The organism is Rhodococcus sp. O3, from assembly GCF_048897285.1.
Lineage (GTDB): Bacteria > Actinomycetota > Actinomycetes > Mycobacteriales > Mycobacteriaceae > Rhodococcus.
Window position 1 is genome coordinate 1 of the sequence record NZ_JBMBTE010000123.1, and the last position, 14,324, is coordinate 14,324.

The window sequence follows — 14,324 nt, forward strand, 5'->3', positions numbered from 1 at the left end:
CGCGCGACCGCGGCGTACTCCGCATGGCTCCTCGGTCGCGTCGGCCCACCCGACGCCGAAGGCGAACTGGCCAATGCGATGGAGGACGCGATCGCCGCCGACTCCGGACCGACCCGTGTCGACGACCTGGCACAGACGCTGGGGATCTCCGTGCGCAGCGTGCAGCGACTCGCGCAGCGGTACGTCGGGGTGACCCCGCTGGCGATGATCCGCCGCTACCGGCTACAGGAAGCCGCCCAGCGTCTGCGCGACGACCCGGCGATTCCGATCGGGCAGGTCGCCGCCGAGCTCGGGTACGCCGACCAGGCACACCTGTGCGCGGACTTCCGTCGCGTGCTCGGTTTCACCCCGAGCACGTACCGCGACAGCGCCGGCCCCGGCGGGAACCCGTCCCGCCCCGCACCGACCGGGTGAGCGATCGGGCCCGGCCGGAGCTCGGACTCAGAAGTTGCCGCGTGCGGCCTGTTCCCGCTCGATCGCCTCGAACAGCGCCTTGAAGTTGCCCTTGCCGAAGCCGAGCGATCCGTGGCGCTCGATCAGTTCGAAGAACACCGTCGGGCGGTCGCCGATGGGCTTCGTGAAGATCTGCAGCAGGTAGCCGTCCTCGTCGCGGTCGACCAGAATGCCGCGCTTCTTCAGCTCCTCGATCGGCACCCGAACCTTGCCGATACGGGCACGCAGCTCCGGATCGTCGTAGTACGCGTCGGGGGTCGCGAGGAACTCGACGCCCTCCTCACGCAGCCGGTCGACCGCGGTGAGGATGTCGTTGGTGGCCAGGGCGAGATGCTGCGCACCCGGTCCGCGGTAGAAGTCGAGGTACTCGTCGATCTGCGAACGCTTCTTCGCGATCGCGGGCTCGTTGAGCGGGAACTTCACGCGGTGGTTGCCGTTGCACACCACCTTGCTCATGAGAGCCGAGTAGTCGGTCGCGATGTCGTCGCCGATGAACTCCGCCATGTTCGTGAAACCCATGACGCGGTTGTAGAAGCCGACCCACTCGTCCATGCGTCCGAGTTCGACGTTGCCGACGACGTGATCGAGCGCCTGGAAGATCCGCTTCGGCGCGCCCTCGCGCTTGCGGTAGGTCGAGGTGCGCTCGACGTAGCCGGGCAGGTACGGACCGTTGTAGCGCGACCGGTCGACCAGCGTGTGCCGCGTGTCGCCGTAGGTCGCGATGGCACCGATGCGGACGGTGCCGTTCTCGTCGCTCAGCTCGTAGGGCTCCTCGAGGACGGTCGCTCCCTGGCGCCGCGCGTGCTCGATGCACTTGTCGACATCCGGCACCTGCAGCGCGATGTCGACCACGCCGTCACCGTGCAGGCGGTGGTGCTCGATCAGCGGGCTGTCCGGATCCACCGCGCCCTTGATCACGAATCGCACGGCGCCGCTGCGCAGTACGTAGGCGTGGTGGTCGCGGTTGCCGGTGGTGGGTCCGGAATAGGCGACGAGTTCCATGCCGTACGCCGACTGGAAGTAGTGCGCCGTCTGCGTGGCGTTGCCGACCACCCACACAACAGCGTCCCAGCCGCTCACGGGGAACGGATCCCGTTCGCTGTCGTACTCCACCAGACCGACGAGGCGCTGGAGCTCCTCGGCGTCGAGCTGAGCGAGTCGTTCGCTGTCGGTCAGGGTGTATTCCAGAGTCATCGCTCCAACCTCCTGCCGCTCACTGCGGCACAGTCGTTGTGTCGTGTGTCACCAGGAGAAACCCACCCGTCGGTGCGACGCAACGTCGCCTTCGGCAACTGGTCCGACTGACTCGAATTCGATGGAATCCTGACGTTCACCTATACAATCAGGCTAGTTTTCGGCGTCCGATGGGAAGGAAGCGCGATGCGCGAGCCCGTGCAGCTGGACGAATTGGATTTCGCTCTTCTCGAGGCCCTGCACGCCGACCCGAAGGTCGGCGCGCTCGAGCTGTCCCGGCGCCTGAAGGTCGCGCGCGCCACCGTCTCGGCACGCCTGCGACGCCTCGAGGACACCGGCGTGATCGCAGGCTACGAACCCCGGATAAACCTCGCCGCAGCAGGTTTCGAGGTCCAGGCGTTCGTGACGATGGAGATCGTGCAGGGCGCTCTCGAAGACGTCACCGAGGTCCTCGAACGCATCCCGGGGGTGCTCGAAGCGTTCGCCACCACCGGTGCGGGCGACGTCCTGTGCCGCATCGGGGCCGAATCGCATCTCGGCCTCCAGCAGACCCTCATCGAGCTGAACCGCTCGTCGATCGTCGCGCGCTCGACGAGCGTGATGGTGCTGTCGGAGGTCGTGCACTACCGGGCGATGCCGCTGCTCCGCACCCTCCAGCCCGAGCGATCCGCGAAAGCACCCGCCTACCGGCGCTGAGCCGATCACGTCCACAATCGCGTTCCGACTAGCCGGATTGCACAGAAAAAAGCGCTTCGGGCATCCGGACCCTCCGCACGCTGCACAGTTCTGCAAGCCACAGTTGCGCGGCATTTGTTACTGCCGTCACAGTCGTTCGCCATGAAGAACCTGCTGACCCGATTCGAAGAAAAAGCCCCCGAGATCGTCTTCGAGTGGCACGACACCGAGACCACCGCCCGGGGCTGGGTCGTCATCAACTCGCTGCGGGGCGGCGCAGCGGGCGGCGGCACCCGCATGCGCCGCGGTCTCGACCGGCGCGAGGTGGAGTCGCTGGCGAAGACCATGGAGATCAAGTTCACCGTCTCCGGACCCGCGATCGGCGGCGCCAAGTCCGGCATCGATTTCGATCCGTCCGACCCGCGCAAGGAAGGCGTGCTGCGCCGTTGGTTCGCGGCCGTCACTCCCCTGCTGCAGGCGTACTACGGCACCGGCGGCGACCTCAACGTCGACGAGATGAACGAGGTCGTTCCGCTCACCGAGGCCAACGGCCTGTGGCACCCGCAGGAAGGCGTCGTCAACGGTCACTTCGGCAAGGACGAGCGCCAGCGGATCCAGCGGGTGGGCCAGCTGCGGCTCGGCGTCGCGAAGGTCGTCGAGGACGCGCGGTTCACTCCCGCCACCAGCACGAAATACACTGTCGCCGATCTGATCACCGGTTACGGTGTCGCCGAGTCGGTCCGTCACCACCAGCTCGTCTACCGGGGCAGCGACCTGGCCGGCAAGCGCGTGGTGGTGCAGGGCTGGGGCAATGTCGGCGCCGCCGCTGCCTACTATCTCGCCCAGGCCGGCGCGTCGATCGTGGGCATCATCGACCGCAACGGCGGCATCCTCGAGCCCGAGGGGCTCTCCTTCGACGAGGTCCGCACCTTGCTGCTCGAGCGCGACGGCAACGCCCTGCGCAGCGACCGCATGCTCCCCTTCGACGAGGTGAACGCCCGCATCTGGGATCTCGGAGCCGAGATCTTCCTGCCCTGCGCCGCAAGCCGACTCGTCACCCGCGAGCAGGTCGACCGCATGGTCGCCGCGGGACTCGAGTCGATCGCCTCCGGCGCCAACGTCCCGTTCGCCGACGACGAGATCTTCTACGGCCCCACCTACGAGCACGCCGACAAGTCCGTCGCCGTGATTCCCGACTTCATCGCCAACTGCGGCATGGCCCGTGCCTTCGCCCAGCTCATGGAAGGCGACGTGGAGGTCTCCGACGCCGCGATCTTCGGTGATGTGTCCACCACCATCGAGACGGCCCTGCGTCGGTGCCACGACCGTTCGGCCGAGCTCACCGGACTCGCCGCGACGGCCTTCGAGATCGCTCTCGACCAGCTGGTTCCGGCCGGGGAGCGCATCGATGACTGAAACCCTGGCTCCCGCGACCACGACCGGTGCCCAGAGCACCGCCGGTCTGCATCGCGCCATGAAGCCCCGCCAGCTCGTCATGATGAGCCTCGGCGGCGCCATCGGAGCCGGCCTGTTCGTCGGGTCCGGGGCGGGCATCGCCGTCGCCGGCCCGGCGATCCTGATCTCGTTCCTCGTCGCGGCCGTTCTCGTCGTGTTCGTGATGCGCATGATGGGTGAGATGGCCGCGGCCAACCCCGCCAGCGGCGCCTTCTCCGAACACACCGAGAACGCCCTGGGTCCTGTCGCGGGCCGGACCATCGGATGGTTGTACTGGGTCCAGGTCATCATCGTGATCGCCGCGGAGGCCACCGGCGCTGCCGCGATCACCGCAGTGGCACTGCCCGGGATCCCCCAGTGGGCGTCCGCGCTGTTCTACATGGTCGTGCTGACCGGCGTGAACCTCGTCGGTGTGCGCCGCTTCGGCGAGGTCGAATTCTGGTTCGCCGCAATCAAGATCGCCGCGATCCTCGGGTTCCTGGTGATCGGTGTCGCGATGATCGCCGGGTGGATGCCCACCTTCGAGACGACCGGCTTCGCGAACCTCACGGCGCACGGCGGGTTCGCCCCCACCGGCATCGCCGGTATCGCCGCCGGCCTGCTCATCGTGGTGTTCGCCTTCGGTGGAACCGAGATCATCGCGATCGCTGCCGCGGAGACCGCCGATCCCCGTCGCAACGTGGGCCGCGCGGTGCGCACCCTGGTGTGGCGCATCCTCGTGTTCTACATCGGGTCGGTGCTCGTGATGGTGACGATCCTGCCGTGGACCTCCGAGGACCTCGCGACCGGTCCGTTCGTCGCGGTGCTACAGGCCGGGGCCGTCCCGGGTGCCGCCGCGGTGATGACCGTGATCGTCGTGGTCGCGCTGCTCTCCTCGCTCAACGCGATGCTGTTCAGCGCTTCCCGGATGATCTTCTCGCTGTCGCACCGAGGATCGGCGCACCCCGTCTTCGGGCGACTGTCGTCCAACGGCGTTCCCCGCAATGCGGTGCTCGCCTCGGTGGCGTTCGGCTTCGTCACGGTCGGGCTGAACTTTCTCTACCCCGACCGGGTGCTGCCGCTGCTCCTCAACGCCGTCGGCTCCACGATCCTGGTGCTGTGGACGTTCGTCGCGGTCTCGCACCTCGTGCTCCGTCGTCGCGCACGCCGCAACGGCACCGAGGACGCACTGCCGCTGAAGATGTGGGGCTTCCCGTACCTGTCGTACGCGACGCTCGGTCTGCTCGCCGGCATCGCGGTGCTCGCACTGTTCGACACGGCTGCTCGCACACAGCTGCTCGCGACCGGCGCGCTGACCGCAACGATCGCCGGTACCTGCACGGTGCTGGCACGGCGACGCGCCGCGGCCGAAAAGGTTCAGGAGCGCCAACCGTAGGGACGCGTGATCATCTCCACGAAGTGACCGGCGGGGTCGAGGAACCAGGTTCCTCGACCCCGTCGTTTCTGTTGATGCCGTGCGCCGACTGCCGGGGATCGGCCCAGTGTTCGATCTTCTGCTCGGGGATCCGGGCGTAGATCTCGTCGAATCCTTTTCCGGCACCAGGAATGCGTAGTGCTGCGGCGGATACTCCACGCCCGGTGGCGGTTCGGCGAAATCGAGGGTGGCGCCGTTGGCGAGTTCGACGGCGAGGAAGTGCCCGGCGGGCACCGGGTCGGGCAGCCCGAACAGGGTGGTGAGGAAGTAGGCCGAATGCTGCTTGTCGTCGGCCGCGACGATGGTGTGATTGAACTCGATACCCGAGGAGAACTCCTTGTGGTCCCGCGCCTCCATGCCTGACGCAGTCCGTCATCGACACGCGACGCTCCGTCCAGAGATACCTTCCGTGCCCGAGGGATGCAAGCGATGAGTTCTCCGTGCTTCCCGGGTCGGTATTCGTCGACGACCTTCGTATCGGCCGACGGTGTGACTCCAGGGACCGGGCGGCCCCGACGAGGACCGCAGCGACGACTTCGACCGCGGCGGCTGGGTGGTGCCGCTGTTCGATGAGGACACCGGCACGTTCGTCGACGAGGTGTTCTCGAAGGTCGATGCATTCCTGCTGGGGCGGAACACCTACGAGATCTTCGCTGCGTCGTGGCCGAACTCCACCGATCCCGACGATCCGATCGCCCGCGCACTCGATACCCTCCCGAAGTACGTCGCCTCCACGACACTCACCGACCCGAAGTGGCAGAACACCACCGTCCTCGACGGTGACGTGGCGACCGCCGTGGCCGAGCTGAAGAAACAGCCCGGACGCGAGCTGCAGGTGCACGGCAGCAGCCGGCTCGTCCACACCCTCTACGACCACGATCTGGTCGACGAGTACCGGCTCCTCACCTTCCCCGTCGTCCTCGGTCAGGGCCGGCGGCTGTTCCCCGTCGGAGGTCGCGACACGAAATTCGACCTCGTCGAATCGCGCACCACCTCCTCCGGCATCCTCATCACCGTGTACCGGCCGGCCGGGCGACCCGAGTACGGACTCGCCGAAGTCGAGTGACCCGAAGTACGAACCGATCTGTAGCGAGGGGCTGCTCGAACTCGCCTGCCGCATCATCTGTTCGAGACGGCTACGGACCTCGTTCCGAAGCGGTCGGCCGGAACCCGCTCTTGGGGGCCGGCCAAGATAGCATCGGGGCGGGAACTAGGTCAGGACTGGAGATGCCTCGCAACAGACGTCCGCAGGATCGGGAAGAGAAACGCGCGGAGATCGTGGTAGCCGCCCGACGGTTGTTCGTCGAGGAAGGATACGACGCGGCATCGATGACGCGGATCGCTCGTGACGCCGGAGTCGTGTCGAACACGCTGTACTGGTACTTCCAGGACAAGGATTCGATATTGATCGCGGTCCTGGATGCGGTTCTGGCCGACTCGATGGCCTCCTACAGCAAGATGCTGGGCTCGGGGCTGGCCGATCGACTCTTGTGGTTGGTCGAAGAATTGGAACAGCTGGGGCGGTTGGTGAGCACAGTGCACACACGCGCCGAGAAGTCCGCGTCAGTTCAGCAATGGCACGAGCAGTTCCACACGCTGGCCGAAGGGTTGTTCCGGGCAGAGCTGATCGAGCTCGGTGTGCCCGCAGACGAAGTCGATCCGCTGGTAGCGATCGGCGTTTTCGTGGTCGAGGGCTTGCTGATGCACCCGACGGATCAGGCTCAGCGGCGCGCGGTGATCGAGACGTTGCTCAGCAGCGCTCGCAGTCGTGCCGCAGCCACCGGTTGAGCGCCCGGTCTTCGTCCACGAACTCGGAGCGACCTACTGTGCGGTGTGGTCGAATTGCCTTTCGAGGAAAGAGAGTTGGTCACGCACGGCGCGTTCGAAGTGTTCACCGACATAGATGTCGAAGTGGTCGCACACGTAGCTCTGAACCTGCACGTGCGCCAGGCCCTGTGCGTGACGCTTAGTGGTCTTCGCGGGCGCGGCCGCGTCGTTGTCGCAGACACACAGCAACGTCGGAGTGCTGAAACGAGCCAGCGCGCGACCGGGTCGATCGAGCGGAAGACGCAGTGCCAGCCGGGCAGCGAGGGCGTTGGCAGCCTCGAATTCGCCGTTCGGACCGCGCAGTACACCCCAGATGCTGTCGCGGCCGACCCCGGTCTCGGATTCTTCCCCACCGTCGATCTCCGTCGGCTCGATGTTCTTCGACAGCTGAGCCCGCACCGACGGAAGCCGTTTCAACACCGCGCTGGTGCGCCGCGAGAGCCGGGTTCCCGCGGGCAGGAGTGCAGAAGCGCCGGCGAGAGCGTCGGGTGAGGCCACGAACGCGGGCATCCAGGACGTCCCCGCCATCGGCAAGAGGATCGGCTTCGCACCGAACCACGACCCGACCGTGTCGAGAATGCCCGCCACTGTCAGTGCCACCACGCTCAGCGGGCCGGTCCGTATCCGCGCGCGCAACGACGCCGGACCATCGGTGAAGGGACACTGCGCCACGACCGCCGCGATACGGGTGTCCTCGGAGGCGACTCGAAGGACATGACCTCCGCCGAACAAACTGCCCCACAAGGCTATCCGGTTGACATCGACCTCCGGGAGTGTGCGCACGAAGGCCAGAGCGGCATGCCAGTCGGCGCGTTGCCGGCCGATGTCGAGGATCTGACGCGGCTCTCCGCCGCTGGCGCCGAGGTGACGGTATTCGAACACCAGCACCGACCATCCCACAGCGGCGAATCGTTCCGCGTAGGCATCCAGGCGCATCTCCCGCACCGCTCCGAGCCCGTGCCCCATGATCACCATCGGGCGCGGACCGTCCGGGTCGGGTGCGGTGTACAGCCATGCCGCGCACTCATCCTGGCCGGAGGGGAACGAGACCTCGCGTCGCTGCACCGCTGCGGCCTCGCACCGATCGGCGGACCCACCGATTTCCATGACCTACGCCCTCCCACTTCACCACCACGATTCTTGGACGCCATTCAAGAAGACGTCACAGTTACGGTATAGGCTTCTTGGATGGCGGTCAAGAAGTTCAGTCCGTTCGGCGCAGCACGAACGAGAGGTTCCGTTCGACCGGGCAGGTGTCATGATGAATCGAGCAGATCGAACACCGCGAGGCGAAGGGACTGCCATGAGCCTCTACAACGATCACGTCGTACCGCGACTGGTGAACATCGCCTGCGCACCGTCGCTCACCGAAGCGAACCGGAAACGCGTGTGTGCCGGCCTGAGCGGTCGCGTCGTCGAGATCGGATTCGGCTCGGGTCTCAATGTTCCCTACTACCCCACTACCGTCGAGTCGGTCAGCGCTGTCGAACCCGCGAACCTCGGGTGGAAGCTCGCACGTCCGCGCATCGAGGACTCGCCGGTCCACATCGAACGATCCGGCCTGGACGGTCAGAAACTCCCGTTCGAGGACAACACCTTCGACAGTGCACTGTCGACGTGGACCCTTTGCACCATCCCCGATGCCGACGCAGCTCTGCGCGAGTTACGTCGCGTCCTCGCACCGGGCGGCACCCTGCATTTCGTCGAACACGGACTCGCCCCGGACGAGAACGTCCAGCGGTGGCAGCACCGGCTCGAGCCGATCCAGAAGCGCGTCGCGGGTGGCTGCCATCTGACACGACGGATCACCGACCTCATCCGCGGGGCGGGGTTCGAGATCCGCGAACTCGACACCTTCTACGAGGAGAAGACACCGAAGTTCTTCGGCGCGCTGTCACTGGGAGTCGCCGAGGCTTCCCGGTAAGCGGCGTCGGTCACCTTCGAAATGTCGTCGACGCTGAAGAAGCCCGCATTGTCGACGCGACGGCCGGACTCGTTGCCTTCCTGGCGAGCGACGAGGCATCGTTCATCACGGGTGGCGAGTTCGTCGTGGACGGCGGATACACCGCGCAGTAGCGCTCGAGGGTGGCCGGCACGAGTGGTCGTGCCGGCCACCTCCCGGCTTGCGTCGAGTCTCATCGGGCACCGCGATGACTTTCGGGTCCCTTCCCGGTCGATACCGGAGAACGGATCCATTCGACCCTGGGGAGAGATCATGACCCAGCAGACCACCCGCGCCCTACCTCCGATCGTCGACCAGCAGACCTGGCGGGAAGCGCTCGACGACCTGCGCAGACGGGAGAAGGCCGCCACCCGTGAACTCGACGCCATCGCGGCGCAGCGCCGCAGACTACCGATGGTCGAACTGCCCGATTACACGCTGATCGGCCCGGACGGCCCGATTCGCCTCGTCGACGTGTTCCAGGGTCACTCGCAACTCATCGTCTATCACCACATGTGGTCCGACGGCGCGGAGTGGCAGTGCGGCGGATGCACGAGCCTCTCCACGCAGTGGACCCGGCTGGGCATCCTCGACAACTACGACGCCCACATGGTCATCGTCACCAACGGGCCCATCGACGAGGCGCTGGCCTACAAGACCAAGGTCGGCAACAGGATGGACTGGTACTCGTCCTCGGAGAGTTCGTTCGGCGTCGACGTCGACGCGCCGCCCGGCGGAGGCTTCGCGGTCAACGTGTTCCTCCGCGACGGCGACAAGGTCTACCGCACCTGGCACACCACCGGCCGCGGCACCGAACAGCTCAGCTACACCTTCGCCCTGCTCGACATCCTGCCGTGGGGCCGGCAGGAGGAGTGGCAGGACTCCCCTGAGGGATGGCCGCAATCGCCCACCTATTCCAAGTGGCTCGACTCCCCCGACGTGGCGCGGCTCTACGGTCCGGGCACGGACGCCCGGTAAGGTTCGCCGCTTAGCCGCGGCGCCCCCACGCGGAGGCGAGTTCGAATCACTTTCCGACACAATCAAATCGAACTAATCGGCGACATGTCGGCTGCCGATCCGGCCGGTTCCGTCCCGCAGGGGGCTCGGCTCCACCGCAGTGACACTGTCGCAAGCGACTGATCCTCGAACGGGTTTGGACACTCGACCGGTATGCGGACCGGCTGGCGCGGACGATTGTCGCCGCTCTCTGCCCATCGTGATCAGAGCACGTGCGGAATCAGCCGCCACGTGCGGGCGATGTAGCGGCGGTAGGGGTCGCCGAGCGCGTCGACGAGCATGCGTTCCTCCGCCGGTATCCGCACCACATAGGCGGCGGCCAGCGCGAGCACCGTGAGGGGCGCCAGCCAATTCGTATATGCGAGAGTGAATCCCAGCGCACAGATCAGTGCTCCCGTGTACGACGGGTGCCGGATCCGCGCGTACGGCCCGGTGTCGATCACCCGCTGGCCCGCGACCGTCTGCAGTTCGAAGGTGAACGACGCACCGAGTTCCCGCACCGCGCGCAGCCGGAATCCCTGTCCCGCCAACGCAATCGCCAGTCCGGCAACGAAAAAGAGCAGCGGCGCGGTGGTGATCGTCGTTTCCGTGACGGTCAGGCTCAGAACGGGACCGCCGACATAGACGGCGACCAGGCCGAGCCCGACCGCGACACCGGTTCCACGGCCGACCGGGTTCGTCGCGGACGGCGGATGTCGCCGTCCGATGAGAACCTCGGAGACGATCCACGCTGCCAGCGCCACGACCAGGGTGATCCCGGCCAGGGGCTCGGCGGCGAACAGCGGCGCGGTCACGGTTCGAGTATCCCGCTGCCCCCGGATCGGGCGCCCGCGAACCCTCGCGAACCACCCGGAGAGGACCGGCCCGGTCGGTACCATCGGATTCGTGCCCGCCCCGGAACACATGCACGCGGCCTACGTCGAATCGCTCGGCGGCGTCGACGCGATTCGCTACGGCCTGTTGCCCGTTCCGCGCTGCGGCCCCGGTGACGTGCTCCTGCGGGTCGAGGCGGTCGCGGTCGACAACGTCGACACCTTCGTCCGGTCCGGACGGTTCCGAACCGAGGTGACGTTCCCGTTCGTGATCGGCCGCGATGTCGTGGGCACCGTCGTCGACCGGGGAGCCGACGTGACGGCCCCGAACATCGGCGACCGCGTGTGGTGCAACAGCCTGGGACACGACGGCCGGCAGGGCCCGACCTCGGAATACACGACCGCTCCGGTCGAACGGGTGTATTCCCTGCCCGCCGGAGTCGATCCGGTCGTCGCGGTCGCGGTCGCGCACCCCGCGGCGACCGCGCATCTCGCCCTGTACACCCACGCCGGTCTGCGGGCGGTCGACACGGTGTTCGTCGCCGGCGGCGCCGGGCACGTGGGCTCGGCGTTGACCGCCATGGCAGCCCGCTCCGGTGCGAGCGTCCTGGCGTCGGCACGCGCGCAGGACCACGAATGGTGCCGTTCGGCGGGCGCGGCGCAGGTGTTCGACTATGCGGCTCCCGACCTGCTCGAGCAACTGCGCGCCGCCGCTCCGAACGGTGTCGACGTGCTCGTCGACACCTCCGGCCGGCTCTACCTCTCCGACGCCCTGGAGCTGCTCGCGTTGCGCGGCCGGATCGTGGTGATGGCCGGGATGGACCGGAAACTCGAGTGCCGGGCCGGTGATCTGTACCCCCGCGACCGCAGTCTGCTCGGCTTCGCGATCAGCAACGCCACCACCGACGAGCTGGCCGAAGCCGCACGGCACGTCACCACGTTGCTCGCCGACGGGGTGCTTCGTCCCCGGCACATCGAGGAGCTACCGCTGAGCGCCGCCGGCGAGGCCCACCGCCGCCTCGAGGCCGGAGAGGCGCGCGGCACCCGCCTGGTGCTGCGTCCCGACAACTGAACGGGAGGCCGACGCGATGGACATCGGAAACGGCCGGGTAGTGATCGAGTGGGACGGCGGCCGCACCGTCGTGGAGGCGCCCGACCAGGTGCGGATCGGCCGGGACGAGGCAATGGACATCACGATCGCCGATCCGATGGTCTCCCGCGAGCATGCCCGCGTGCTGTGGGACGACGGCTGGTACGTCACGGACTCGGGCAGCAAGAACGGCACGTTCGTCGACGGTCACCGCGTGGAGCGGGTCGCGGTGACCGATTCCGTCGTGGTGCGCTGCGGTGGTCCCTTCACCGCGCCGTCGCTGAAGATCAGCGTGGCCGACCCGTCCGCGACACGGACCCGGAAGGGCATGATCGGACAATTGCGGACGATGCGCGCCGACGACATGCGGCCCGTCCCACGCCGCAAGCGTCGCCCACTGGAAACCGGCGCACGTTCGATCGGGCGCGACCGGACCTGCGACATCGTCGTGAACGACGTACTCGTCTCCCGCATCCACGCGGCGTTGCACACCGGCCCGTCGGGCCTCGAGATCGAGGATCTGGGCAGCATCAACGGCACGTACGTCGACGGGAAAGCGGTGACCCGCACGCCCCTGCGCGACGGCGATGTCGTGACCATCGGCAACACCGATCTGGTGGTGCACGGCGATCGCCTCGTGCCACGGCAGGAGGAGCCGTCACCCACGGTCGGGCTGCGCGTGCACGGCGTCGGTCTGACGATCTCCGGCGGGCAGCGGCTGCTGGACGACGTCAGCCTGTCCGCCCCGCTCGGCACGCTCACCGCCGTGATCGGCCCGTCCGGGGCGGGCAAGTCGACGGTCGCGCGGATCATTTCCGGTACCACCGGCCCGACCGACGGTGTCGTCGAATTCGAGGGCCACGACGTGCATTCGGAGTACGAGGCGTTGCGGTCGCGGATCGGGCTCGTCCCGCAGGACGACGTGGTGCACCGGCAGCTGACCGTGCGGCAGGCGCTCGGCTACGCGGCGGAGCTGCGGCTGCCGCCGGATACCACGCGTTCGGACCGGGACGAGGCCATCGCGAATGTGCTGGCCGAGCTGCAGCTCACCGAGCACGCCGACACCCGTGTCGATCATCTGTCCGGCGGGCAGCGCAAACGGGCGTCGGTGGCCCTCGAGCTGCTCACCGGTCCGTCGCTGCTGATTCTCGACGAGCCCACGTCCGGGCTGGACCCGGCCCTGGACCGGCAGATCATGGCCACCCTGCGGCGCCTCGCGGACCTGGGCCGGGTGATCCTCGTGATCACGCATTCGCTGTCCTACCTGGAGATGTGCGATCAGGTGCTGCTTCTGGCACCGGGCGGCAAGACGGCCTACGTCGGCCCGCCCGCGCAGGTGGGTTCGGCGCTGGGCAGTACCGACTGGGCGGAGATCTTCGCCCGGGTCGCGGCCGAACCCGACGCCGTCTACGCCGATCATCTGGCGCGCAGCACCCTGGTCGAGCAGCCGCCGGCGACCGAGCCCGGTCCGCTGCCGCAACCGGCCCAGACGTCGCGGACGAAGCAACTCGCCACGGTGGCGCGGCGGCAGCTGCGACTGATCCGCGCGGACCGCGGATACCTGATCTTCCTGTCGGTGCTGCCGTTCGTGCTCGGGGGCCTGACCATTCTCGTGCCGGGCGACGAGGGTTTCGGATTCCCGGCGCCCGGTGAGGAACCCGGAGAGCTGTCGTTCATCCTCATCCTGCTGATCCTCGGCGCCTGCTTCATGGGCCTGTCGCTGACGGTGCGTGATCTCGTCGGCGAGCGCCAGATCTACTTCCGGGAACGCGCCGCGGGATTGCAACCCTCCGCCTATCTGGCGGCCAAGATCCTGGTGTTCTGTGCGGCGGCGATCGTCCAGTCCGTCGTGCTGGTGCTGGTGGTCATGGCCGGCAAGGGCGTTCCGGGCCCCGGCGCCCTGATTCCGGTCGGTGCTGTGGAACTGATGGTGGACATCGCGCTGACCACGTGCTCGTGTGTGGTCCTCGGCTTGGCCCTGTCCGCGGTGGCCCGGTCGAGTGAGCAGGTCATGCCGATGCTCGTCGTGGCGGTGATGGTGCAGCTGGTGATGAGCGGGGGCCTGATCCCGATCACCGGCCGGGTGGTGCTCGAACAGTTGTCGTGGCTGTTCGCGGCACGCTGGGGATACGCCGCCTCGGCCTCGACCGTCGACCTTCGCGCGAAGGATCCGACGGCCGAGGCCGATGCGCTGTGGCAGCACACCGCGTCGGCGTGGCTGTTCAACATCGGGATGCTGGTGCTGATCGGGCTCGTGCTCGCGTTCGTCACGCACAATCGGCTGCGGCTGCGGCGTCGGGCGCGATCTCGCGCACTCCACGCAACCCGAAGCAGCTGAGCAGCGCGGCGGCCAGGGCGGCGGCCGCAATCACGAGGAACGCCGTGGAGAACCCGCTGCCGAGCGCCTCGAGCGCAAGGGGCTGCGCGGCCGCACCGGGCGCGCCC

The 14,324-nt window shown here is 67.7% G+C and carries 13 protein-coding genes and 2 pseudogenes; 11 read left to right on the plus strand and 4 right to left on the minus strand.

The features are described 5' to 3' along the window. A partial coding sequence (locus ACN675_RS23705; protein ID WP_420753167.1) for a helix-turn-helix transcriptional regulator occupies positions 1–414 on the plus strand: 414 nt, incomplete at its 5' end. 27 nt (positions 415–441) lie between these two features. Here ACN675_RS23705 and hppD read toward each other — a convergent pair. Beyond that, positions 442–1,647: a 4-hydroxyphenylpyruvate dioxygenase gene (gene hppD, locus ACN675_RS23710; RefSeq protein WP_420753168.1), complete on the minus strand. Its 1,206-nt coding sequence runs from the start codon at positions 1,645–1,647 to the stop codon at positions 442–444. Positions 1,648–1,833: 186 nt separating this feature from the next. Here hppD and ACN675_RS23715 point away from each other — a divergent pair, with 186 nt between their 5' ends. The 3 genes from ACN675_RS23715 (at position 1,834) to ACN675_RS23725 (ending at position 5,152) form a co-directional block, all read left to right on the plus strand. Continuing rightward, positions 1,834–2,343 (plus strand): Lrp/AsnC family transcriptional regulator, encoded by a 510-nt coding sequence (locus ACN675_RS23715; RefSeq protein ID WP_197258001.1) that lies wholly within the window; start codon positions 1,834–1,836, stop codon positions 2,341–2,343. Between the two features lie 141 nt (positions 2,344–2,484). After that, positions 2,485–3,738: a Glu/Leu/Phe/Val dehydrogenase dimerization domain-containing protein gene (locus tag ACN675_RS23720; RefSeq protein WP_420753169.1), complete on the plus strand. Its 1,254-nt coding sequence runs from the start codon at positions 2,485–2,487 to the stop codon at positions 3,736–3,738. Then, positions 3,731–5,152 carry an amino acid permease gene (locus tag ACN675_RS23725; RefSeq protein ID WP_420753170.1) on the plus strand — a complete coding sequence of 474 codons (1,422 nt, stop codon included), beginning with the start codon at positions 3,731–3,733 and terminating at the stop codon, positions 5,150–5,152. Before ACN675_RS23720 ends, ACN675_RS23725 begins: the two co-directional genes overlap by 8 nt. On the opposite strand, the pseudogene ACN675_RS23730 reads toward ACN675_RS23725, so the two are convergent. Next, positions 5,134–5,548, minus strand: a pseudogene (locus ACN675_RS23730) (VOC family protein). The gene ACN675_RS23725 and the pseudogene ACN675_RS23730 sit on opposite strands and share 19 nt — an antisense overlap. Positions 5,549–5,747: 199 nt before the next feature. Here ACN675_RS23730 and ACN675_RS23735 point away from each other — a divergent pair. Together ACN675_RS23735 and ACN675_RS23740 are read left to right on the plus strand one after the other, a co-directional pair. Then, entirely contained in the window at positions 5,748–6,257 is a 510-nt protein-coding gene (locus tag ACN675_RS23735; RefSeq protein ID WP_420753171.1) for a dihydrofolate reductase family protein, read from the plus strand. Between the two features lie 161 nt (positions 6,258–6,418). After that, positions 6,419–6,979, plus strand: a complete 561-nt coding sequence (locus tag ACN675_RS23740) for a TetR/AcrR family transcriptional regulator (protein WP_420753172.1) — start codon at positions 6,419–6,421, stop codon at positions 6,977–6,979. 33 nt (positions 6,980–7,012) lie between these two features. Here the strand turns inward: ACN675_RS23740 and ACN675_RS23745 are convergent, their stop codons facing one another. Next, complete coding sequence (locus ACN675_RS23745) at positions 7,013–8,125, minus strand: alpha/beta hydrolase (protein ID WP_420753173.1); 1,113 nt, start codon at positions 8,123–8,125, stop codon at positions 7,013–7,015. A 196-nt stretch (positions 8,126–8,321) separates the two neighbouring features. Here ACN675_RS23745 and ACN675_RS23750 point away from each other — a divergent pair, with 196 nt between their 5' ends. The 3 genes and pseudogenes from ACN675_RS23750 (at position 8,322) to ACN675_RS23760 (ending at position 9,938) form a co-directional block, all read left to right on the plus strand. Further along, positions 8,322–8,942, plus strand: coding sequence for a class I SAM-dependent methyltransferase (locus ACN675_RS23750; RefSeq protein ID WP_420753174.1), 621 nt, complete (start codon positions 8,322–8,324; stop codon positions 8,940–8,942). A 65-nt stretch (positions 8,943–9,007) separates the two neighbouring features. Then, positions 9,008–9,094, plus strand: a pseudogene (locus ACN675_RS23755) (SDR family oxidoreductase); the annotation flags it as partial. Between the two features lie 139 nt (positions 9,095–9,233). Beyond that, positions 9,234–9,938: a DUF899 domain-containing protein gene (locus ACN675_RS23760; protein ID WP_420753175.1), complete on the plus strand. Its 705-nt coding sequence runs from the start codon at positions 9,234–9,236 to the stop codon at positions 9,936–9,938. 242 nt (positions 9,939–10,180) lie between these two features. Here ACN675_RS23760 and ACN675_RS23765 read toward each other — a convergent pair whose 3' ends face one another. Beyond that, positions 10,181–10,771 (minus strand): methyltransferase family protein, encoded by a 591-nt coding sequence (locus ACN675_RS23765; RefSeq protein WP_420753176.1) that lies wholly within the window; start codon positions 10,769–10,771, stop codon positions 10,181–10,183. Positions 10,772–10,862: 91 nt separating this feature from the next. Between ACN675_RS23765 and ACN675_RS23770 the strand changes: the two genes are divergently transcribed. Both ACN675_RS23770 and ACN675_RS23775 read left to right on the plus strand, forming a co-directional pair. Beyond that, complete coding sequence (locus tag ACN675_RS23770; protein WP_420753177.1) at positions 10,863–11,861, plus strand: NADPH:quinone reductase; 999 nt, start codon at positions 10,863–10,865, stop codon at positions 11,859–11,861. Between the two features lie 16 nt (positions 11,862–11,877). Beyond that, positions 11,878–14,217 carry an FHA domain-containing protein gene (locus ACN675_RS23775; RefSeq protein WP_420753178.1) on the plus strand — a complete coding sequence of 780 codons (2,340 nt, stop codon included), beginning with the start codon at positions 11,878–11,880 and terminating at the stop codon, positions 14,215–14,217. The last annotated feature ends 107 nt before the right edge of the window (positions 14,218–14,324 follow it).